The sequence below is a fragment of the Streptomyces sp. EDA2-14 genome (genome assembly GCF_054963755.1).
Genome location: NZ_JBUEGE010000017.1, coordinates 50,421 through 72,425 on the forward strand (window position 1 = coordinate 50,421; position 22,005 = coordinate 72,425).

General features: G+C 72.1%; 18 protein-coding genes. 1 reads left to right on the forward strand and 17 read right to left on the reverse strand.

Annotation, left to right across the window (positions count from 1 at the left end):
- Positions 1–64 precede the first annotated feature (64 nt).
- On the reverse strand, positions 65–571 hold the full coding sequence (locus tag ACY34M_RS31180; protein WP_462721798.1) for a MarR family winged helix-turn-helix transcriptional regulator: 507 nt from the start codon (positions 569–571) through the stop codon (positions 65–67).
- Between the two features lie 335 nt (positions 572–906).
- Here ACY34M_RS31180 and ACY34M_RS31185 point away from each other — a divergent pair, with 335 nt between their 5' ends.
- Positions 907–1,515, forward strand: coding sequence for a phosphatase PAP2 family protein (locus ACY34M_RS31185; RefSeq protein WP_462721831.1), 609 nt, complete (start codon positions 907–909; stop codon positions 1,513–1,515).
- Positions 1,516–1,517: 2 nt separating this feature from the next.
- Here the strand turns inward: ACY34M_RS31185 and ACY34M_RS31190 are convergent, their stop codons facing one another.
- The 16 genes from ACY34M_RS31190 to asnB are packed head-to-tail and all read right to left on the reverse strand — an operon-like array spanning position 1,518 to position 22,005.
- Positions 1,518–2,843, reverse strand: a complete 1,326-nt coding sequence (locus ACY34M_RS31190) for a glutamate-1-semialdehyde 2,1-aminomutase (RefSeq protein WP_462721797.1) — start codon at positions 2,841–2,843, stop codon at positions 1,518–1,520.
- Between the two features lies 1 nt (position 2,844).
- On the reverse strand, positions 2,845–3,396 hold the full coding sequence (gene rfbC, locus ACY34M_RS31195; RefSeq protein WP_462721796.1) for a dTDP-4-dehydrorhamnose 3,5-epimerase: 552 nt from the start codon (positions 3,394–3,396) through the stop codon (positions 2,845–2,847).
- Positions 3,393–4,610 (reverse strand): polysaccharide pyruvyl transferase family protein, encoded by a 1,218-nt coding sequence (locus tag ACY34M_RS31200; protein WP_462721795.1) that lies wholly within the window; start codon positions 4,608–4,610, stop codon positions 3,393–3,395. Before ACY34M_RS31200 ends, rfbC begins: the two co-directional genes overlap by 4 nt.
- Entirely contained in the window at positions 4,607–5,554 is a 948-nt protein-coding gene (locus ACY34M_RS31205) for a glycosyltransferase family 2 protein (RefSeq protein ID WP_462721794.1), read from the reverse strand. Before ACY34M_RS31205 ends, ACY34M_RS31200 begins: the two co-directional genes overlap by 4 nt.
- Complete coding sequence (locus ACY34M_RS31210) at positions 5,551–6,849, reverse strand: hypothetical protein (protein ID WP_462721793.1); 1,299 nt, start codon at positions 6,847–6,849, stop codon at positions 5,551–5,553. Before ACY34M_RS31210 ends, ACY34M_RS31205 begins: the two co-directional genes overlap by 4 nt.
- Complete coding sequence (locus tag ACY34M_RS31215; RefSeq protein ID WP_462721830.1) at positions 6,846–8,099, reverse strand: DUF4910 domain-containing protein; 1,254 nt, start codon at positions 8,097–8,099, stop codon at positions 6,846–6,848. The genes ACY34M_RS31210 and ACY34M_RS31215 overlap by 4 nt, the downstream gene beginning before the upstream one ends.
- Positions 8,100–8,116: 17 nt before the next feature.
- A complete protein-coding gene (locus tag ACY34M_RS31220; protein ID WP_462721792.1) occupies positions 8,117–9,142 on the reverse strand; it encodes an NAD-dependent epimerase/dehydratase family protein in 1,026 nt (341 codons plus the stop codon).
- A 3-nt stretch (positions 9,143–9,145) separates the two neighbouring features.
- The gene (locus ACY34M_RS31225) at positions 9,146–9,823 is read right to left on the reverse strand and encodes a PIG-L deacetylase family protein (protein WP_462721791.1); all 678 of its coding nucleotides are present in this window, start codon (positions 9,821–9,823) and stop codon (positions 9,146–9,148) included.
- Entirely contained in the window at positions 9,820–10,614 is a 795-nt protein-coding gene (locus ACY34M_RS31230; protein ID WP_462721790.1) for a glycosyltransferase family protein, read from the reverse strand. Before ACY34M_RS31230 ends, ACY34M_RS31225 begins: the two co-directional genes overlap by 4 nt.
- Complete coding sequence (locus tag ACY34M_RS31235) at positions 10,611–11,897, reverse strand: class I SAM-dependent methyltransferase (RefSeq protein ID WP_462721789.1); 1,287 nt, start codon at positions 11,895–11,897, stop codon at positions 10,611–10,613. Before ACY34M_RS31235 ends, ACY34M_RS31230 begins: the two co-directional genes overlap by 4 nt.
- Positions 11,894–13,120: a glycosyltransferase family 4 protein gene (locus ACY34M_RS31240; protein ID WP_462721788.1), complete on the reverse strand. Its 1,227-nt coding sequence runs from the start codon at positions 13,118–13,120 to the stop codon at positions 11,894–11,896. Before ACY34M_RS31240 ends, ACY34M_RS31235 begins: the two co-directional genes overlap by 4 nt.
- A gap of 2 nt (positions 13,121–13,122) precedes the next feature.
- Entirely contained in the window at positions 13,123–14,355 is a 1,233-nt protein-coding gene (locus tag ACY34M_RS31245) for an O-antigen ligase family protein (protein WP_462721787.1), read from the reverse strand.
- Position 14,356: 1 nt separating this feature from the next.
- On the reverse strand, positions 14,357–15,895 hold the full coding sequence (locus ACY34M_RS31250) for a right-handed parallel beta-helix repeat-containing protein (protein WP_462721786.1): 1,539 nt from the start codon (positions 15,893–15,895) through the stop codon (positions 14,357–14,359).
- A 14-nt stretch (positions 15,896–15,909) separates the two neighbouring features.
- Positions 15,910–17,877, reverse strand: a complete 1,968-nt coding sequence (locus ACY34M_RS31255) for an alginate lyase family protein (RefSeq protein WP_462721785.1) — start codon at positions 17,875–17,877, stop codon at positions 15,910–15,912.
- Positions 17,874–20,048 carry a bi-domain-containing oxidoreductase gene (locus ACY34M_RS31260; RefSeq protein ID WP_462721784.1) on the reverse strand — a complete coding sequence of 725 codons (2,175 nt, stop codon included), beginning with the start codon at positions 20,046–20,048 and terminating at the stop codon, positions 17,874–17,876. Before ACY34M_RS31260 ends, ACY34M_RS31255 begins: the two co-directional genes overlap by 4 nt.
- Positions 20,049–20,067: 19 nt before the next feature.
- Complete coding sequence (gene asnB, locus ACY34M_RS31265) at positions 20,068–22,005, reverse strand: asparagine synthase (glutamine-hydrolyzing) (protein WP_462721783.1); 1,938 nt, start codon at positions 22,003–22,005, stop codon at positions 20,068–20,070.

Consider the following 22,005-nt stretch of genomic DNA (forward strand, 5'->3'; position numbering starts at 1 on the left):
GTATCCCGTCCACGCACCCGCTCGGCACCGATCGCGGCGCCGCACTCCGCCCCGCCACGCCCTGTCAGGCCGTGGCCTCGGCCGCCCCCTGCGCTTCCGCCCGACCAGCGCTCGGACCGATGTGCGCCGCGGCCGCACGCTCGAACTGCTCCAGCCCTTCGGCGAGGGTGCGCAGGTGGGTCGGCGACATGGTCTCCAGCACTTCCGCGATCTCCCGCGCGCGCGAAGCGCGGAAGTCGTCGAGGACGGCGGCGCCGCGACGGCTCAGCCGCAGGTCGACCTCGCGGCGGCTGGTCGTACTGGCGAGGCGCTCCACGAGACCCGCGGCCTCGAGCCGGTCGCACAGCCGGCTCACCGACGACGGCCGGGAGCCGAGGGCCTCGCCCAGCGTCCGCTGATTCACCCGCTCGTGCTCCCCGATCACCGCCAGCGCCCGGAACTGCGAGGGCGGGAGCGGACCCGCCGCGGCGGCCTCCTGGCCGCGCCCGTACAGCACGTCGAGCAGCTCCGACACGTGACAGGCCGTCTCGGCCACCCGCTCAGGGGTGGGGAGGGGCACACTCCGGGGCATCCCAGCACCCTCCCGTCAGAAACCGTCAGAGAACGGTCGGCGAAACACACCGACGGCTCATGAGCCTACCCCCGCGCCACGACACACCCGACCCTCACCACGACCCCCACTCCCCCTCCCCTTCAACTCCGCCACCCGCCTGGCGAGTTGGCGGGGTGCAGCATGCACAGGGCGGTTAGGGTCGCTGGAAGTTGGGTCGGACACGACGGGGGGGGCTCGCCTTGGATCACCTGGCAGGAGCAGAGCCGGAAGCGGAACCGGGCCGCGGTGGCCACGAGCAGGCGGTCTCCGGGCATCCGCCGCCCGTGCTGCCCCCGGCGCTGCGCGCGCCCCTCATGCTGATCGCCGGCCTCGCCGCGCTCGTGGCCGTCGCGATCGGCGTCATGTACGCGGGGCACGGCGAGCCGGGCCGCCTCGACCGGTGGCTCGTCGATCCGACGGCGGACAGCGTGGGCCCGCCGTGGCGGGCGGTCGGGCTGACCATCGACTTCCTGGGGGAACCCGTGGGCTCGGTGATACTCGTCGCAGCCGCCGTGGTGTGGTGTCTGCTGCTGCGGTGGCCCCGCGCGGCGGCGCTCGTCATGGTGGGTGTCGCCCTGACCGTGGGCACGGGGACGGCCCTCAAGCCGGTGGTGGGGCGCACCATCCACGGCCCGGAGAACCTGTCCTACCCGAGCGGGCACACCGCCTTCCTCACCGCGCTCGCCCTCGTGGTGGCGCTGCTGATGGCCGGCCGGCTCGGCATGAGCAGAGCGGCAGGTGTGCTGTTCGTGTTCGGGGCGGGGCTGGTCGCGGGCGCCGTCATGGGGTGGGCGGAGGTCGCCCTGAGCGCGCACTACGCCACCGATGTGCTGGGCGGCTGGTGCACCGCGCTGGCGCTGGTTCCGGTGGCGGCGTGGCTGGTCGACCGGTTGGCAGACACCGGTCGACCAGCGCGCCGCTGAGGTCACGCCTTGCGGCGGAACACCGGCTTCACGGGCCGTCCCGCCAGCCACGGCGTGGGGTCACCGGCGTCGAGCGCCTTGCGGTACACGGCACATGCCTCGGCCACCACGTCCACGGTGTGGTCGATGTCCTCGTCGTCGAGCGCGCTGCTCACCACGAACGACGGGGCGAGGACCCCGCCCAGGAGGAGTCGGCGCAGGAACAGAGTGCGGTACTCCTGCGAGGGCTGCCCCTGCTCGTCGAGGGTGGCGAACACCAGATTGCTGGCCCGGCCCCGCACGACGACGTGGTCACCGACGCCCATGCTCGACGCGGCCTCGCGAACCCCGGCGGCCAGCCGCTCGCCGAGGGCGTGCAGCCGCGCGGTGATGCCCTCCTCCACGTAGGTGCTCTGCACGGCCATCGCGGCCGCCAGGCAGTGGGTCTCCGCGCCGTGTGTCGTGGAGAGCAGGAAGACCCGCTCGCCCTGGTGGCGGAGCCCGCCGCGCTCCATCAGTTCGCGGCGTCCGGCCAGGGCCGAGACCGCGAAGCCGTTGCCCAGTGCCTTTCCGAACGTGGAGAGGTCGGGGACGACGTCGTACAGTCCCTGGGCGCCCGCCGCGGACCAGCGCAGACCAGTGATCATCTCGTCGAAGACGAGGACGCAGCCGTGCTTGTAGGTGAGGGCGCGCAGTCCTTCGAGGTAGCCGGGCGGCGGCTCGGTGTGGGCGGCGGGTTCGAGGATCAGGCATGCGATCTCGCCCTCGTACCGCGTGAGGAGTTCTTCGGTGGCCGTCAGGTCCCCGTAGGGGAAGGACACCGTGAGGTCGGTGGTCGACGTCGGGATGCCCGCGGACATCGGTGTGGTGCCGATGAACCAGTCGTCGACGGAGAAGAACGGGTGGTCGGCGCAGATGGCCACGCGCAGCCGCCCGGTGGCGGCGCGGGCGAGGCGCACCGCGGCGGTGGTGACGTCGGAGCCGTTCTTCGCGAACTTCACCATGTCGGCGGTCGGCACGGTGGCGAGGAACCGCTCCGCGGCCCTGACCTCCATGACGGACGGCCGCACGAAGTTGGCGCCGCGGTCGATCTCGCGCCGCACCGCCTCGTTCACCCGCGGGTGGGCATGGCCGAGGCTGACCGAGCGCAGCCCGGAGCCGTACTCGATGTAGCTGTTGCCGTCGATGTCCCACACGTGGGCGCCGCGGCCGTGGCTGATGACGGGGGCCAGGTGCTCGGGGTACTGGTCGTCGCCCTTGGCGTAGGTGTGCGCGCCGCCGGGGATCATGCCGTGCAGCCGCTCGTTCGCCGACCGCGACCTGGGCAGGTCGAATTCTTCCATGGGCACCTCAACTCCCCTTCTGCTTCAGGACGTCGGCGAGGCTCGGCGCCTCCCGGTCCCGCTTGGACATCGACGTGATCGGCAGCGGCCAGGGAATGGCGAGCTCCGGGTCGTCGAAGGCGATGGTGACGTCCTCCGTGGGGTCGTGCGGCCGGTCGATCCGGTACGAGGTGTCGGCGGTCTCGGTCAGCGCCTGGAAACCGTGCGCGCACCCCGCCGGGATGTAGAGGCTCACCTGCGTCTCGCCGGACAGTTCGAAGGTGGCTCGATTGCGGTACGTCGGAGAGTCGGGGCGCAGGTCGACGACGACGTCGAAGATCCTGCCGTAGGAGCAGCGCACCAGCTTGGCCTCGCCCTTGCCGGAGCGCAGATGCATGCCGCGCAGCACGCCGCGCACGGAGCGGGACACGCTGTCCTGGATGAAGGCGTTCGGGTCGAGGCCCACCGAGCGGAGCACGTCGGCGTCGAAGGTGCGGCAGAAGAAGCCGCGTTCGTCGGCGTGCGGGGTCGGTTCGAGCAGGAACGCCCCGGCGATCTCCGGGACTTCGGTCAGTTTCATCGGTCCTCCGGGTGCGCGGGGGCGGGTGTCCGGTGTGTCGTCGGGAAGAGGGCTGCGCTCACGTCGGTGAATTGCTCGGCGAGTTCCTGTGCCACGGCCTCGCCCCGCTCGGTGAGGGTCTGCCGCAGCTCCGCCGAGCGCTTCTCCACCTCCCGGAACTGTTCGAGCAGCCGGTCGGCGTCGACCTCGCGCGCGGGGTGGCAGTAGGTGCCGAGGCCCATGCGGGCCATGAGCGCGTCGCTCTTCGCCGCGTAGGTGAGGGCGAGCGTGGGTGTGCCGGACTTCAGGGCGCAGATCAGGTTGTGGTACCGGGTCGCCACCACCGTGTCGGCGGCGGCCGTCTCCTTCATGAGGTCGGCAAGTGAGGCCGTCTCGGCGGCGGTGACCTGCGGCGAGTCGACCGCTTCGAGGATCGCCTCGACCACCGCCACGTCGCAGGCGTCGCCGGTGAGCAGCCGGACGCGCCTGCCGTCGTCGACCAGTGCGCGGACGAACCGGATCATCCCCTCGACGTAGCGCCGGTGGATCTCCTCGGCCCGCGCGCGGTCGTCGTTGCCGCCGTGGAAGTCCATGACGCCGACGCAGACCGTGCCGGATTCCGCCGTGGCCCGCGGCGTCGGCAGGGCGAACGCGAGGTCCGGGTGGACGCGGTCGCGCTTCGTGTCCACGCCCATGGCCCGCATGGCGTCGCGGGACTGCTCGTCGCGGTACGAGCGGTAGGCGGCGAGCCGGGCCGACCAGCGGACCAGGAACCGGGTGGCGGGCACCCGGATCTCGGCGGCGCCGACGCCGACCAGCGCGACCTTCGTGCCGAGCAGCCGGCCGCTCGCGCAGAGCAGGAACAGGGCGTACGGGAACCCCCAGGGCCGCAGCGGCAGGGTCGCCTCCAGTACGCCCATGCCGGGCACGATCACCACGTCGTGCCGGCGGACCCAGGCGGCGGTGCGCACGACGTCGACGAGTTTGCCGAGGCCCTTCGACGCGAGCGCACTTGCGCGCGACGCGGTCCGGTACTCGCCCCGGTTCCAGTGCAGCCGTGTCGCGGGGATGCCGTAGCGGGCCGTGACGACGTCGGGCCCGCCGCACAGCGCGTCCACGGACGCGTCCGGGTGGTCGGCGCGCAGGTACCCGAGGACGGCTTCGAGCGAGCCGTCGTTGCCGAGGTTGCCCGAGCCGAGCAGCCCGAACACGCCGACGCGTGGCCCGGCTCTCATGGGCGCCGCCCCTCGCGGCCGGCGACGATCTCGTCGAGGGACACGTCGAGCTGGGCGGGGTCGACCGGCGCCCGGTCCTCGACCCGCTCCCCCGCGCCCGGCCTGGCCCTGCTGGTCGCCCACGCGGCCAAGTGCAGGTAGCACGCGCGCCGTTCGGCCGAGGACAGCGGCGCGCGCCGGATCGCCGAGACGAAACCGAGGACGTACTCCGCGAGCAGCCGGGGGGTCGGGTGCAGCACTCCGGCCCTGCGCGGGTCGAGGTTGACGCAGCGGGAGCGCTTGGACGGGTTGGCCCGCTCCGCGCGGGTCGGGTGGTCGCGGCGGAAGTACAGCAGCTCGGGCACCTGGTGGAAGGGCCCGTGCAGACCGATCTCGGCGACGAACGTGCGGTCGGCGTGGTGGTAGCTGTCGTGCGGCTTGACCTTGCGCAGCACGTCGGCCCGGATCACTCCGTAGAAGTCGTCGCCGCCGGGTTCGAACAGCATGCTGCGGAACCGGTCGGGCGCGCGCGGCGAGTCGGTGTCGAGGGTGTACGCGTACGGGACCTTGACCTTGCCGTCCTCGTCGATGACGGCCTGGTCGGCGTGGGCGAGGACGACGTCGGGGTGCTCGTCGAGCGCCTGGACGCAGCGGCGCAGCAGGTCGCGGGCGTAGAGGTCGTCGTGCGACGCCCACTTGAACAGTTCGCCGTGGCACTGCGTGAAGACGTAGTTGTGGTTCGGCGCGGCGCCGATGTTGCGGGGCAGCCGGATGTAGCGGATGCGCTTGTCCCGGGTGGCGTACGCCCGGCAGATGTCCTCGGTCCCGTCGGTCGAGGCGTTGTCGGTGATGACCAGCTCGAAGTCCTCGTAGGTCTGGCCGAGCAGCGCGTCGAGGGACTCGGCCAGGTACTCCTCGCCGTTGTAGACGGGCAGGCCGATGCTCAGCCGGGGGTGGGCGGTCATGTGGTCCTCACTTCGGGGGTGGTGTCGTGGTGGTGCTCGCGCAGGGCGGACCGCAGGGTCAGCCACCACACGGCGGAGCCGGTGACGGTGGCGGTGGCGACGCCCCAGGCGGAGCCGACCGTGCCGCCCACGGCCGCGCCGCCGAGTCCGCCGCCGACGTAAGCGGCGGAGGCGAACAGTTGGGCGCGCAGGCTGCGCCTGGCCGCGCCGAGCGCGCGCAGCCCGGCGGCGGCGCCGGTGCCGAGTCCCGCGCCCGCGACACCGAGGGTGACCGGCACGATGAGCTGCGAGGCGGCGCCCCATACGTCGCCCAGCACGAACTCCCCGGCCCGGTCCGGTACGAGGAGCAGCGCCGCGCCCCACAGCAGCGCGGCGACGGCCTGCCCGCCGCCGAGCAGCAGGCAGAAGGTGCGGAAGCGCTGCGGGGCCCGCCGCAGCACCCGGGCCGCCTCCGCGACGGTGACCAGGGAGAGCCCCATGAGCACGGCCATGAACGGGCCGAGCAGCAGTTCGGCGCCGCGGATCACGCCGACCGCGCCGACGCCGACGATCACGCCGAGCCCGTAGGCGCGCAGTTGGCTGCCGCCACTGTTGCTGACGTTCTCGACGAGGTAGCGGGTGCCGAGGTCGCGGTGTTCGCGCAGCCAGGTGCGCGCCCCGGCGGGCCGGGGCCGGATGCCGGACTGGAAGCAGCCGTACGCGGCGGCGACCGCGGCGGATCCGCCCCAGGCGAGGACGAACGCGGGCACGCCGCCCGCGCGGTCCGCCGCCACGAGGGCGGGGACCAGCGCGACGCACCACACGACGTCGTTGACGAACGCCTTGCGCCCGGTGCCCACGGCGAAGAAGGCGAACCGCCAGGAGTCCTGCAGCAGGAGCCCCGGCAGGACGACTCCGAGGCAGACGAAGGCGGGCCCCACCCGGCCGCCGAGGGCGAGGCCGAGCACCACGGAGAGCGCGCCGAGGGCCGTGCCGACTCCCAGCGCGGTGCCCGAACAGCGGGCGACCGCCCCGCGCCAGGACGCCTCCGGCACCCCGCTGAAGCGCACCACGAGCGGGTCGGTGGCCAGGCCGCGGGAGACGTTGAGCACCACGCCGTACGTCACCCAGGCCAGGCTGAAGACGCCGAACGCGGTGACGCCGAGCGAGCGCGCCACGTAGATGCCCACCGCGAAGTTGGACATGCTGGAGGCCGCCTGGTCGGCGAGGCCCCAGGAGAGCCGCCCGGCGAGGGCCCGCTTGGCGGATGCGGCGGTCGGCTTCGTCGTCTCCTCCTCGGTGGTCACGTCCGTCATGCCTTGATCAGCCCGGCCCCGTGCAGGGCACCGGCCGCCGTGGCGACGGTGTCGAACGGCAGCCCGGACCGCTCCGCGACGTCGAGCAGGCTGTGCTCGCCGTCGGACAGGTTGAGCACCCAGAGCATCGCCATCTGGGCCTCCTTGGTGTCACTGCGCCCGCCGAGCGCGTCGTACAGCCCGCGCCGCCCCAACTGCGGCTCCCCGTAGGGGCTGAGGTTGAGGTAGCGCCGGTTGCGGTCCAGGACGGCGAACGCCTCGCGGCAGACGGCGAGCGTGTCCGCCATCGCCTCCGGGGAGACGAAGTCGAGGTTGTCCGCCGACGTGTGGTACTCGGGGTACCCGGCGTACGGGGTCCGGGTGAGCGAGCCCACGCCGAGGTCGAATCCGGGCGAGCAGTACTGCCGCTCGTCGTATCCGTACGGCGTGAACCCGGTGACGCGGTGCGGCCGTTCGGACGCGGCGAGGACGTGCCGCAGCACACGGTCGATCTCCGCGTCGCCGCGCCTGCTCTCCTTGTACGTCAGGTCGCCGGGGTCGCCCGCGCAGGCCAGCACGAGGCCGTGCTTGACGCGGTCGACCCGTGCCTTGTTGCGGGCGAGCCAGGTGATCGCCCCGATGGTGCCGGGCGCGAAGATGAACCGGTACGTGTAGTACGGGGTGCGCTCCGCCAACTCCCGCGCGAGGTACGTCGCCACGGCGATGCCGGCCAGGTTGTCGTTGGCCAGCGACGGGTGGCAGACGTGACAGGAGACGATCACCTCGTCCGGGACCTCACCGGGCACGACGTGCTCGGCGTAGGTGAGGTGCCCGTCCTCCAGGGTGGAGTCGACGCACACCTCGTACTGCCCGTCCGGCATCGCGTCGAGGGTGTCCTGCGACAGGCAGAAGCCCCACTGCGGCTTGTAGTAGCTCGTGCGGTACGGCACCCAACCCGGCCGCTCCGGAATCGTGTACAGGTGCTCGCGCAGCTCGGCCAGCGGCATCGTCGCCGACACGGGCACGCTGTAGCCGAGCACGTGCAGGCTCGACTCGTTGAAGTCGACGACCCGGTGCCCGGACGCGTCGGCGATGTACGCGTCCCGGATGTTCCACTCCTGCGGCACCGTCCAGTCGAGCACCTGGGTTCCGGTCGGCACCTCGTGCACGTGCAGTGGGAGATGCTCCCCGACGATGGCCAGGGTGGCGCGCACCCCGTCGCCGGTGATGCTCCGGCAGAGCGGGTACAGCCGCTCCACCAGCTCGTACATCTCCGCCCCCGGCGCGCTCACGGCACCCACCGCAGGGTGTCGTCCACGGCGCCCGTCTCGGACGCGGCGCGCAGCACGGCGAGACGGGTGAAGCGGCGCTCGAAGTCCTCCCGGCTCAGCCCGTACATGCGGTAGGCGTCGGCGAGTTCGCCCGCGCCCCGCTTGACCGTCCACTCGCAGTCGAAGCCGGGGATCGCGGCGCGGAGCCGGGAGAAGTCCACCCGGTACGAGCGCGGGTCGGCGCCGCTCTCGCCGGTGATCCGCACCTTCGCCCCGTCCACCGCCTCGGCGACCTGCTCGGCGATCTCGGCGACGGTGACGTTGTTGGTCTCGCTGCCGATGTTGAACGCCCGGTCGTGGACCGCCTCGCGGGGCGCGGTCAGCGCGGCCGTGAAGGCGTGGGCGATGTCGGCGGCGTGCACGAGCGGGCGCCACGGCGTGCCGTCGGAGAGGACGAGCACCTCACCGGAGAGCAGGGCGTGGCCCACCAGGTTGTTCAGCACGATGTCGGCGCGCAGCCGGGGCGAGTAGCCGAACGCGGTGGCGTTGCGCATGTAGACGGGGGTGAAGTCGCCGTCGGCCAGCGCGTGCAGGTCGTCCTCGACCCGCACCTTGGACTCGGCGTACGGCGTCACGGGGCGCAGCGGGGCGTCCTCGCCGACGAGTTCGTCGCCGCCGGCCGCGCCGTAGACCGAGCACGTCGAGGCGTACAGGAATCTGCCGACTCCGGCGTCGCGGGCCAGTCGGGCGAGGTGGACGGAGGCGTGGTGGTTGATGTCGTAGGTCAGTTCCGGCGCCAGCGAGCCCAGCGGGTCGTTGGAGAGCGCGGCCAGGTGGATCACGGCGTCCACCCCGGCGACGTGCTCGGCGGTGACGTCGCGCAGGTCCACCCGGTGCCCCTGCGGGTCGGCGGGCTTCGGGCCGAGGACGCAGTCGGCGAACAGGCCGGAGTCGAGGCCGACGACGTCGTGTCCGGCGGCCTTCAGTACCGGGGCCATGACGGTGCCCAGGTAGCCCTGGTGTCCGGTCAGTAGTACGCGCAAGGTTCAATCCCCCAGAGTGAGAGCGCCCGGTGCGGGAGCGCCCAGGTCGAGCGTGAGTTTGGTGACGGCGAACGCCTCGGCGTAGCGCTCTTGGCATTCGATGCCGCGGATGCGGGCGAGGCCGAGGAAGGCCTCGCGGTCGTACCAGGGCCGGTGTCGCTGCGAGGCGTAGTGCTCCTGCAGCAGCCGCACCTTGTCCTCGGCGGTCTCCGGCGCGAGCGGCTGGTACGCCTGCATCCGGCCCAGGTCGCCGTCCCACTTGACGATCTCGTAGCCGAGCACGAGGTGGTCGCGGAACGCGGTGGGCATCAGGCGCGCCAGGCCCCGGTGGTCCTGGTGCGCGTCGTCGGTGCGCGGGGCGAGGACGAGGTCCGGATCGGACTGCAGGCGCAGTTCCTCGACCGCGTACTTGGCCTCCTCCCAGTGCGCGGGCAGCCGGCCGTCCGGCAGCTTGTGCACGGTCAGGCGCAGGTCGGCGCCCGGGCAGAAGGCGGCGAGCGCGGCCTGCTCCTCCTGCTCCCGCTCGGTGCCGCCGCCGGTGAGCACCAGCGCGTCCACGCGGATGCCGGGGTGCGCGCGGCACAGCGTGAGCAGCGTGCCGCCCGCGCCGATGGCGATGTCGTCGCAGTGCGCGCCCACGGCGACGATCCGCCGCGGGCGCCCGGCAGCGAGCCGGATCACGCGCTCACCTCCGTGCGCTCCTGCTCCCACACGGCCCAGGGGCGGTCCCCGCGCGCGTAGCCCGCGTCGAGCGCGGCCCGTTCCTTGACGGTGTCGGTCGGCTTCCAGAAGCCGCGGTGCTGGTGGGCCACGAGGCGTCCCCGCTTGGCGAGTTGGGCGCAGCCGTCGGCGACCAGGTCCCCGTTCTGCGGTATGTGGTCGAAGACCTCCTGGCGGAGCACGAAGTAGCCGCCGTTCTCCCACAGCGGCATGTCGCTGACCGCGGTGATGCCGCCCACGAGGCCGTCCTCGCCGAGGTCCACGCAGTGGAAGGAGGACTGCGGCGGCACGACCATCATCGAGGCGCCGGCGTCGCGCCGCGCGAACCGGTCGACCATCTCGTCGAGCGGGGCGTCGGTGAGCACGTCGGCGTAGTTGGCGAGGAACATCTCGTCGCCGTCCAGGTGGTGGCGGACCCGGCGCAGCCGCTCGCCGATCGGTGACTCGATGCCGGTCTGCGCGAACGTGATCGTCCAGTCGGCGATGTCGTTGGACAGCAGCTCCGCCTGTCCGTTCCGCAGCACGAAGTCGTTGGACGTCGTCTCTTCGTAGTTGAGGAAGAAGTTCTTGATGTGGTGCGCCCCGTAGCCGAGGCAGAGGATGAACTCCTTGTGGCCGTAGTGCGCGTAGTAGCGCATGACGTGCCAGATCAGCGGGCGCGGGCCGACCATCGCCATCGGCTTGGGCACGTCGTCGGCGGCGCCGCTGCGCATCCGCATCCCGTAACCGCCGCAGAACAGAACGACCTTCATGCCTTTACCTCTTTCGTGGGCACCTCGACAACGCTCAGTTCCGGGATGGGGAAGACGAGGCGACCGCCCCATTCGTGCACGTAGGACAGCTGCTCGACGAGCTCGGCCCGCAGGTTCCACGGGAGGACGAGGACGTAGTCCGGCTTGTCGGCGGCGATCCGCTCGGGCGGCAGGATCGGGATGCGGGTGCCCGGCGTGAACCTGCCGTGCTTGTAGGGGTTGCGGTCGACCGTGTAGGCGAGCAGGTCGGGTCGGATGCCGCAGTGGTTGAGCAGCGTGTTGCCCTTGCCGGGGGCGCCGTAGCCGACGACCGACCTGCCCTCCTCGGCGGCGGTGATCAGGAACTTGAGCAGGTCGCGGCGGACCTTGGCGACGCGGGCGGAGAACTCGGTGTACCCGGACAGCTCCTGGAGCCCGGCGGCCTTCTCCCGGTCCAGCACCTCGGCGACGCGCTGCGAGGGCTCGCCGGCCACCTCGGCGGGGCGGGCCCACAGCCGGATGGAGCCGCCATGGGTGGGCAGCAACTCGACGTCCACGAGGGCGAGTCCGCCGCTCGCGAGCGCGCGGATCGCGGCGGCGACCGTGTAGTACTGGAAGTGCTCGTGGTAGATCGTGTCGTACTGGTTCTCCTCGATGAGGGTCAGCAGGTGCTGCACCTCGATGGAGACCCAGCCGTCGTCGGCGACGAGGGCGCGCAGCCCCTGTGTGAAGCCGACGACGTCGGGGATGTGCGCGTACACGTTGTTGGCCACGACGAGGTTCGCCGGTCCGTGTTCGGCGCGGACGGCCGCGCCGGTCTCGGGGCTCAGGAACTCGGTGAGCGTGGGCACTCCCGCGTCGCGCGCCGCGGCGCCGACGTTGACGGACGGCTCGATGCCCAGGCAGCGGATCCCCCGGTCCACCACGTGCTTCAGCAGATAGCCGTCGTTGCTCGCCACCTCGACCACGAAGGCCTCGGAGCCCTCGGAGTCCTCGGAGTCCTCGGAGTCCTCGGCGCCGAGTCCCGCCCGCTGTACGGCGTCGGCGACGAAGGTGCGCGCGTGCTCCACCCACGACGTGGAGAACGAGGAGAAGTACGCGTACTCCTTGAACGTCTCCTCCGGTGTGATGAGCGGCGGGATCTGCGCCAGCCAGCACTCCGTGCAGACCCGCAGATGCAGCGGGAACGCGGGCTCCGGGCTGTCGAGGCGGTCCGCCGCGAGAAAGCTCTCGCACGGCGGCGTCGCCCCCAGGTCGACGACGCTCGCCAGCGTCGCCGAGCCGCAGAGTCGGCACTGTGTCATTTACTGCCCCCCATTGATTCGTCCCCCTTGTGTTCCGACCGCCCCGCGATCGCGGAGCGGTACTCCTCTTCCAGGCGCGCGAGTCCGACGACAGGGCTGAAGCCCTGCTCGTACCGGCGCCGGGCCGCCAGGCCCATCTCCCGGTTGGCGGCGGGATCGGCCGTGATCCGGCGCAGACAGGACGCGAGCGAGGTCCGCTCGCCCGGCCGGTGCAGCAGACCGGTCGTCCCGTCCTCGACGAGCTCGACGAACGCGCCGTGCCGGGACGCGACGGCCGGCACCCCCGCCGCCATCGCCTCCGCGACGACCAGGCCGAACGTCTCCTGGGCCAGCGAGGGCGCCACCACGGCGACCGACCGGGAGACGGCCTTGCGGACCTCGTCCGGGTCGAGCAGGCCGACGAAGCGCACGTCGTCCCGGCCCTGCGCCCAGGCGGACACCTCGTGGTCCAGCGGCCCGGAGCCGGCCAGCACGAGCGGCACACCCACCCCGCCCTCGGCGGCGATCATGTCCCAGGCGGCCATGAGCGCCCGTACGCCCTTGGCCTCGGCGAGCCGGCCGAGATACAGCAGTTGCTCGCCGTCCCCCTCCCTGCAGGCCCCCGGGTCGGGCACGAAGTTGTGCTTCACCGTCAGCAGCTCGGACGGCATTCCGGAGCGCACCAGGACATCGCGCTGCGCCGCGGAGATGCAGAAGAACCGCTCGACGCCCGACCACCAACGCCGCCTGTTCACCGTCAGGTTGACCGCGAGCGGCACCGTCGCGAGGCGGGAGCCCCGGTAGCAGCCGTGCCGGACCGCGGGCAGCGGCAGCGTCGAGCCGACGCAGTCGGTGCACAGCCGGCCGTCCCGCTGCAGCGTGCCGGGCGGGCACACCTGGTAGTAGTTGTGCAGCGTCGCGACGGCGGGCACCCCGGCGTCCGCGCAGGCGGCGAGGACCGCGGGCGACAGCAGCGGGAAGACGTTGTGGACGTGCACCACGTCCGGGCGCTCGGCACGGAGCTTGGCGGCCAGTTCCTTGCGGACCGCGGGGTTCCACGGCACGAGCAGCGGCACCGCGACCTTGCCGAGCAGGGACCGGTCCGCGATGTCGTCGCTGCGCCGCTCGAACAGCTCGACGCGGTGGCCGGCCGCGCGCAGTAGCCCGACCTCCTCTTCGACGACCCTGTTCTCCCCGCTCGGCTGCGCCGAGGAGTAGCGGTTGTGCACCACGAGAATGTGCATGGTCAACTCACCTCCCGGTCCCGGGCCCAGCGCGGGACGTGTTGTCGGGGTACCGGCGGTGTCGCGAGCGCGGGGGCCTCGGCCGGTACCGCGAGCAGCGTGGCGGCCAGGGCCAGGTGCAGCAGGTACGGCGAGGCGTCGCCGAGTCCCGCCTCGGTGTACGAGGAGATCGCGACGTAGCTGATCAGGAAGATCGCGCAGGCCCTCGGCAGCGACGGCGGCCGCAGCAGGGCGACGCCGCCGAGCACGAGGATGACGGACGCGACGAGCGTGACGCCGATCAGGCCCTGTTCGTTGTAGACGGCCAGCCAGCTGTTGTCGATCGGCAGGCCGCCGAACGACTTGTCGCCGAGCCCCGTGCCGAAGAACTCCTCGGTGCTCGACCGGGGCGCCGACAGCAGGGCGTCCCAGACCTTGGCCCGGCCGGTGAGGCTGGTGAAGTACTCCTTGGTCTGGCCGCGCAGGAACCACGCCTGGAGCGCCCCCGCGAATCCCACCGCGGCCACCGTCACCACCAGCACCGACCATCCGAAGAAGCGGCGGGCGGCGGCGCTGGTGAGCAGCAACGAGCAGATCGCCAGGGCCAGTCCGGCGAGCAGGCCGACCGTGGCCGTGCGGGTGTGGGTGAGGGCGAGCAGGACGAGCGAGGGCACGATGACGACGACTGCGCTCGTCCGGTCGACCCTGCGGCCCACCAGGAGCAGCACGGTGAGGCCGATGATCACCGCGGTGTACTGGCCGATCTGTGGCGGCGTCAGCGGCCACAGGGCGCCGACGAGCCGCCCGCCGTACAGCTCGGGCATGGCGGCGCCCGGCGAGATGGCCAGTCCGCCGACGACGGTCAGCAGCACTCCCGCGTACATCCGGATGTGGTAGCGGACGAACGTCAGGCTGCCGTCCCACCAGCAGCTCACGAGCCACAGGGTGCCGACGAAGAGTGCGAGCCGGCCGCAGCGGAAGAGCCCGCCGGGGCCGATCCCCGCGCTGGCGATCAGGCTGGGCACGAGCAGCAGCGTCAGCAGGAACACGAAGGCGCTGGGGCGGATGCGCAGCCTCGGGTTGAGCGCGAGCGCCAGGGCGAACGCGGCGACCAGCGAGCCCATCGTGACCAGCTGGATGACGGAGCGCGGCAGCGGGAGGATGGTCTTCGCGCCGGCGGAGCCCATCGTGTTGATGCACAGCAGCAGCCAGACGAACCCGACGCCCTTGGGTGTGCCGACGGTGTCCCGTTCCATGTCAGCCACCGGCCTTCCGGCCGAAGCTGCTGCCCTCGTCCTGTCGGTACGGGGCGTCCTGCCACGTGTCGCGGTCGACGACGCGGCTCTGGTCCTCGACGACGAACTTCCACGAGCCGCGGTACTCGTTGTCGTGCCAGCGGTTGTGCTGCTTGCGGGCGATCGCCAGGCCGACCCGCGTGCCCTTGTACGGCGACCACTTCGGGTAGGTGCCGTAGAGGGAGAGGATCCCCATGCGGTCGCACTTCTCGGTGCACCTGACGACCGACTTGTTCAGGACGAAGCGGTTGTCGTGGATGTCGACGCGCTGGGTCTTCCACCGGCAGTCGTCGTAGAGCGGCGGCTTGGCGATCGCCGGCCGCTTGCAGCGGCCGGTGTCCTTGACCAGCAGCGTGCACTCACCGGTCGAGGTGTTGGCGGGGCTGTTGCAGAACCGGTTGGAGTTCTCCCACAGGGTGATGCCGTTCCAGTTGTTGTCCAGGAGGTTCCGGTAGAAGTCGAGCTTGTCCGTGCGAGCCTTGACCCGTGGTTCGCCGCCGGCCTCGGACACGTAGACGGTTCCGTACGGGAAGCTGTCGCCGCGCTCGGCGGACTTGCGGCTGCCGACCCAGTTGTTGTGCCGCATCGTGTTGTTCCGGACGATCGCGTTGTAGCTGGTCTCGTACATCAGCGCGGCGCCGTCGTTGTCCTCGATCAGGTTGTCCTCGATGAGGAAGTCGTTGTTGTTGTTGTCGGCCCACAGTCCGGATCCGCGGTTGTCATGCACCCAGTTGCCGCGGATGTCCGCGCCGTTCACGGCCCAGAACTTCATGCCTCCGGTGCAGCCGCAGCCGGGCTGCTTCTTCTCCCAGTCGTCGGTGTTGTTGCCGACGACCTCGTTGTCCTCGATCACCAGGTCGCGGGCGGTGTCGCCGTCCTTGTAGCCGTTCACCCCGTACTGCCCGTTGTCGCGCAGGCAGTTGGCGCGGACCTGCTGGCGGGCGCCGGTCATCATCGCGGCGCCCGCGTTGCGCTCGATCGTCGAGTGCTCGATCTTCCAGCCGTCGGCCGAACCGTGGTTGACGACGCCCTCGTTCTGCGGCGGGATGAACCGCCGCACCGTCAGGTAGCGGATGACGACGTCGGGTTCCTGGCCGCCGAAGGCGTACTGGTTGACCTTCCGGCCGTCGAGCACCGCGCCGGGCGCGCCGAGGTAGCGGTTCCCCTTCTTGGGGATGACCTGGGCGTAGCGCTCCGGCGCGAGCCGGTGCGTGCCGGGGCGCAGCCAGAACGTGGTGCCCGCCGGATGGCTCCTGGTCTTCGCCTCCACGTCGCCGACGACCTTGGGGTCGACCGTCACGGAACCCTTCGGTGCCTTGGTGGGGGCGCCCGTGGGCTGGTCGCAGACACGGGCCACGGGTGACCGGGAGCCGACCTTGGCCGAGGACGCGCTCGGCTTCGGCCGTGCGTCGGGCGTGCCGCTCGTGCAGCCGGCCGCCGTCAGCACGACCAGCGCCAGCGGTGCCGCGGGCCACGCCCAGTGCCGCCACTTGATAGCCACGTGTCCCCTCCCCCTCAGCCCCGGAACCTGAGCACGGTCGTGAACTCGCCCGCGTCGTCGGTGTGTCCGGTGCCGATGAGCGTGGTGGCGGGTTGCTTGCGCCCGAATCCGGCGGAGTACCAGCCGAGCATGGGGTATCCCCTGCTCGAAGAGCTTGGGGAGGGCTCGGCTGCGCCGCGGTGCGCCTGCCAGGACAGCCCGGCGGGCAGGTCGAGCTCGGCGGAGCGCTCCTCGCCGTCCCGGGTCCAGGTCAGGCGGGCCCGGTGCCCGGCGAGTTCCGCGGTGACCGCGGGACCGAGGTGGAACGCCAGGCGCGCCGAGCGACGCGACCCGCGCACCTCGTCGACGATCCGCACCTCCTGCGTCTCTTCGTGCAGTTCGACACTGCGGCGGTGCAGCGAGGGCCGGTAGCCGTCGTGTTCGGCGCACCAGCGGTCCGCGCCCGACTCCAGGACGCGGGTGCGCGCGTGCCGGATCCACAGGAACGGTCCGCCGGATTCGGACTGGTCGGTGCCGTCCAGCTCCAGCGTGTTGTGGCCGATGGTCGACCGGAAGTAGCCCCGCCACTCGGGCTGCCCGTGGTAGCAGTACGTGCCCGGGTCGGCCAGCACGTCGACCCCGTCGTGCCGGACCTCCACGGACAGCGCGTCCGCGTGGGCGTGCGCGGCGATGGACAGAAAGCCGTGCGGCCCGCCGTCGCAGCGGCACCAGATCTCGCCCGTGTCGCCCTGTCCGCGCAGGACGGTGAGCCCCGCGTCCGCGAAGTGCGCCGGTCGCTCCGCAGGGCGCCGCACCGGGTGCCCGAAAGGCTTGATCAGCGCGGCCAGCAGCGGTGTGCGGACATCGGTGCCGGTCGCCGCAGGCCACCAGTCGAGCCGGCCGAACACCGCGTCGCCCGTGGCGAGGAGCGAGGCCCAGCGGTCGGTGCCCGCGCCGTCCACGATCAGCCCGTGTCCGTCGTCCGCGTCGCCCTGGCGCGGCGGCCGCAGCCGGCCGTCGACGACGGCCGCGAGCGCGTCGGTCATCCGCAGCAGCACGATCCGTACGGTCGCGGGGACCTCGACACCGGCCGCGTCCGCCTCGGCGAGCGCGGCCAGGCCCAGCTCCAGGACGAGGCCGTGGTACTCGCTGGCCAGCTCGCGGTTGAGGCCGGAGTGGAAGGTGTTGCCGCGCAGGTGCCGGTCCAGCGACTTGAGGGCGTTCGCCCGCCAGCGCCGCGACTCGGGGAACCAGTCGAACGCGCAGGCCGCGGCGAACTGCCCGGCGGCCTCCGCGACGACGTGGTTGTTCGCCGAGGAGCCGCGGCTCGGGAAGGCGGCGAGCCAGCGCTGGTGGTGCCAGATCTGGTGCAGCGCCACCTCGTTGTCCTCGAACAGGGCGGCGGCGCCCTGCCAGCCGTCGAGCAGCCGCCGGACCCACACCCACGACAGCAGCCGGATGCCCAGCTCGATGCCGCTGATCCAGTGCACGCCGCGCAGCGGCGGGTTGGCCGCCCACCACGAGCGCAGGTGCTCGGCGACGCGCTCGGCGTACCGCTCGTCCCCGGTGACCGCGTAGGCGGCGGCGAGCCGGGTGAGGTACTGGTGCCGGGACGGCTCCCAGATCTGCTTGATGTCCCCGACGGTGTCCTCGTCGCGGTAGGGCACGCCGAAGGCGTAGCCGAACGGCGCGCGGCGCCCGGTCTTCGGGTCGTACCACCAGTCCGGGTCGACCAGGTCGTCGCGGACCACGCCGAAGAACTCGGCGTGCCCGTACATCAGCCGGTCCGCGTCGGCGACGAGGCGCTTCGCGGCGTCCGGTGCCACGGAGGCGAGCGCCCCGGCGGGCAGCACGGCGGTGAACCGGGCGCCGCTCACGTCCGGGCAGCTGGGCCGCGCCGTGCGCCACCGCCGCCTGCGCACCGCGTCGCCCACCCGGCCCGCGACCTCCTGCGGGCCCATCCGGGAGAGGCGCCGCAGGTACCAGCCCGCGCTCATGGTCATCGCGGCCCCGCCAGGGTCACGGGCGCACCGCCTGCCAGGCCCGCCTGCACGGCGAGGGTGGCCGCCGTGGTGGCGACGAGCGACTCCAGCGGCACGGGCATCGGTCCGCCGGTCCGCACGGCCTTGACGAACGAGGCCAGTTCGGCGTTCTGCCCCTTGTCCCGGGCCTTGGGCAGCCGCGAACTGACCCACCGCTTGGGGCCGTAGACGGAGGCGCGCACGAAGTCGTCGAGCCGCAGCGCCTTTCCGTCCGCGACCAGGTCGAGCGTCTCCTTGGGGAAGGCGGAGGGGCCGGTGGTGACGTACGCGATGGTGGCGGTGGAGCCGTCCGGGTAGCGGAGCACGACCTGGAGGTCCTCGTTGCCGCCGCTCGCGGTGGCGTACACCGATACGGGGTCGGCGTCGAGCAGCCAGCTCGCCGTGTCGATGAAGTGGCCGCCCTCCCCGGCGAACCGGGAGCCCTCGGTGCCCTGCTGGAGGTACCAGCTGCCGTGGTCGAGCCGTCCCGCGTTGACCAGGTAGCGCAGGTGCGCGGGTCCGGTGCGGGCGCCGAAGCGCTGCTTTGCCTCGCGCAGCAGCGGGGAGAAGCGGCGGTTGAAGCCCACCTGGAGGCGGTCGTTGCCGGACTCCTCCACCGTGGCGAGCACCCCGGCCAGCTCGTCCTCGCTGAGGGCGAGGGGCTTCTCCACGAAGACGGTCTTGCCCGCGAGCAGCGCCTGCCGGGTCAGATCGGCGTGCGAGCTGTGCCGGGTGACCACGAACACCGCGTCGATGGACTTGTCGCCGAGCACGGCGTCGAGGTCGGTGGTCGCCTCGGCGAAGCCGAACTTCCGCTGTGCGTTGGCCGCGGACAGGGCTGTCGTGGTGACGACGGTCGACAGCTCGACGCCCTCGCGCTGGGCGAGGTGCGGCAGCAGCATCGACGTCGCGTAGTTGCCGGCGCCGACGAAGGCGAGACGCACCGGCGTCCTGGCGGCCCGGCCCGGAGTCGGCTTCACGGCGGGCACGGCGGGCACCGCCACCGCGGGAGCCTCGGCCTCCGCCGCCTGCTCCGGGTAGCGGAACAGGGCGGTCACGGCCTTCAGTTCGCCGTCCTTCAGGCGCTGGTACGTCTCGACGGCGTCGTCGAAGTCGGCCACGTGGGAGATCAGCGGCTCGACGTCGACGCTGCCCCGTGCGACGAGGTCGAGGAAGCACGCGAGGTTGCGGCGCTCCGTCCAGCGCACGTAACCGATCGGGTAGTCCCGGCCCTCCAGCTCGTACTCCGGGTCGTAGCGGCCGGGCCCGTACGAGCGGGAGAACCGGACGTCGAGCTCCTTCTCGTAGTACGCGTTCCAGGGCAGGTCGAGGCGGCACTTGCCGATGTCGACGACGCGGCCGCGGTCGCGGCAGAGCCGGGCGGCCAGCTCGACGGGCTGATTGCTTGAGCCGCCCGCCGCCAAGTACACCTGGTCCACGCCGTGTCCCTCGGTGAGTTCGGCGACGGCCGCCTCCACGGCGGCGGACTCCGGGTCGCCGCAGGCGGCGGCGCCCTGGCGCTCGGCCAGTTCGCAGCGCTCCGGGTCGGGATCGACACCGACGACCCGGACACCGGACGCGGCGAGCAGCTGCACCACCAGCTGGCCGATCAGGCCGAGGCCGATGACGAGCGCGGACTCGCCGAGCTGCGGCGCCCCCTGCCGGACGCCCTGCAGCGCGATCGACCCGACGGTGCCGAACGCGGCGTGCCGCGGCGCGAGTCCGTCCGGTACGCGCGCGTAGAGGTTCTTCGGCACCCAGTTCAGCTCGGCGTGCAGCGCGTGCTCGTTGCCCGCGCAGGCCACGAGGTCGCCGACGGCCACGTCGTCGACGCCGGCGCCGACCTGCTCGACGACCCCGCACAGCGAGTACCCGAGCGGGGTGTAGGAGTCGAGCTTGCCCATCACCTTGCGGTAGGTGGCGGGCACCCCGTTGGTCGCGACGCTCTGCATGACCTTGGCGACCTGGTCGGGGCGGGAGCGGGCCTTGCCGATCATCGACATGCCCGCCTCGGAGACCTTCATCATCTCGGTCCCCGTGGAGATCAGCGAGTAGGAGCTGCGGACCAGCACCCCGCCCGGCTTGCAGCCGGGCACCGGCACGTCGAGCACCGTCAACTCGCCGCTCTTGTAGTTCTGAACAACCTGTTTCACTCGAACTCCTCTGAAATTCCTAAGCCGTCAACCGAGTGCTCTGGCGGCCGGACCCAGAGGTCGCGTCGCGATACCAGTACTCGAGGGTCAGTACGTGCCACAGATGCTTGGAGTGGTCCCGCTGCCCGGAGGCGTCCTCCGCGACGAGCCTGCGCAGCGCGTCGCGGCGCAGGAACCCGGACCTGACCAGCTCGCCCTCATTGATCACCTCGCGCACCAGCGGCGCGAGGTCCCGGCTCATCCAGGCCCGCAGCGGGGCGCTGAACAGACCCTTGGGCCGGTAGACGATCTCGCGGGGCAGGATCGAGGTGGCCGCCTCCTTGAGCACGGCCTTGCCCTGCCGCCCGACGATCTTCCGGTCGCCGGGCACGGTGAACGCCGCCTTCACGACCTCGACGTCCACGTACGGCACGCGCACCTCGGTCGACGCGGCCATGCTGGAGCGGTCGGTGTACGTGAGGTTGAGGCCCGGCAGGAACATCCGGGAGTCGCCCAGGCACATCCGGTTGACGAAGTCGTCGAGGTCGTTGTCCTCGTAGACGTCCGCGTGCTCGGTCAGTACGTCGTCGACGGTCCCGGCGAGATCGGGGTCGAGCAGGGCGAGCAGCTCGTCCTGGTCGTACATGGTGTAGCTGCGCCGGAACGCGGTCTCCTCCGGCAGTTCGGCGAAGGAGAGGAACCGCTTGGCGAAGCGCACCGAGCGCAGGCCGCGCCGCGAGGTGGCGACGGGCAGCCGGTCCACGGCCGCGAACACGCCGCGCCGCAGCGGCCGGGGCACGCGCTGGTAGCGCAGCGCGATCAGGTTGGCGAGGTGCTTGCGGTAGCCGGCGAACAGTTCGTCGGCGCCCATCCCGGAGAGCATCACCTTGACCCCGGCCTCGCGGGCCGCCGAACAGATCAGGTACGTGTTGATCGCGGCGGGGTCGCCGATCGGCTCGTCCAGGGAGTACGTCATCTGCGGCAGCAGATCGAGCACGTTCGGAGCGATCTCGATCTCGTGCAGGTCCACACCGAACCGCCTGGCGACCTGCCGGGCGTAGCGCAGGTCGTCGGGCATCGCCTCGAACTTGGCGTCCTCGGCGCGGAATCCGATGGTGTAGGCGGAGATGCCGGGCTGGTGGCGGGCCGCGAGAGCGGTGAGGTAGCTGGAGTCGAGACCTCCGGAGAGGAAGGTCGCCACCGGTACGTCGGACAGCAGATGTCTCTTGGTCGACTCCTCGACAATGGCGGCGAGGTCCGGCTGTTCCCCTGCGAGCGCCCGCTGTCTGCCCTCGGAGGCGACGTCCTTCAGGTTCCAGTACCGGCCGCGCTCCACCTGCCCGTCGGGACGGAAGCGCATCCAGCTGCCCGGCTGCAGCTTCTCCGCCTCGCGGAACGCACAGCGCGAGTCCGGCACCCAGTAGTAGAGCAGCGAGGCCACGAGGGCCGCGTGGTCCACCTCGAGCGTGCCGCCGGTCGCGGCGGCGAGCGCCTTGAGTTCGGAGGCGAACACCAGGCCGCCGCCGCGCCGGAGCAGGAACAACGGCTTGATGCCCAACTGGTCGCGGGCGAGCACCAGTTCACCGGTGCGCTCGTCGAAGATCCCGAACGCGAACATGCCGCGGAGCCGGGGCAGGCAGTCCGTGCCCCAGCGCCGCCACGCCTCCAGGAGCACCTCGGTGTCGGAGGTGCCGCGGAAGCGCACCCCGGCGGACTCCAGCTCGGCGCGCAGCTCCGGCGCGTTGTACAGCTCGCCGTTGTAGGTCAGGGCGAGCCCGTCCGAGACCATCGGCTGGGCGCCGGTCTCGGACAGGTCGATGATGGCCAGCCTGCGGTGCCCGAGCTGCACCTCGCCGTCGCCGACGGGGTGCCCGTAGCGGCCCGCGCCGTCCGGACCGCGGTGGGCGAGGGTGTCGGTGAGCCGGTCGGCCACGACCTTCCCGTCCGGCCACCGGTAGGTGCCTGCGATGCCACACAT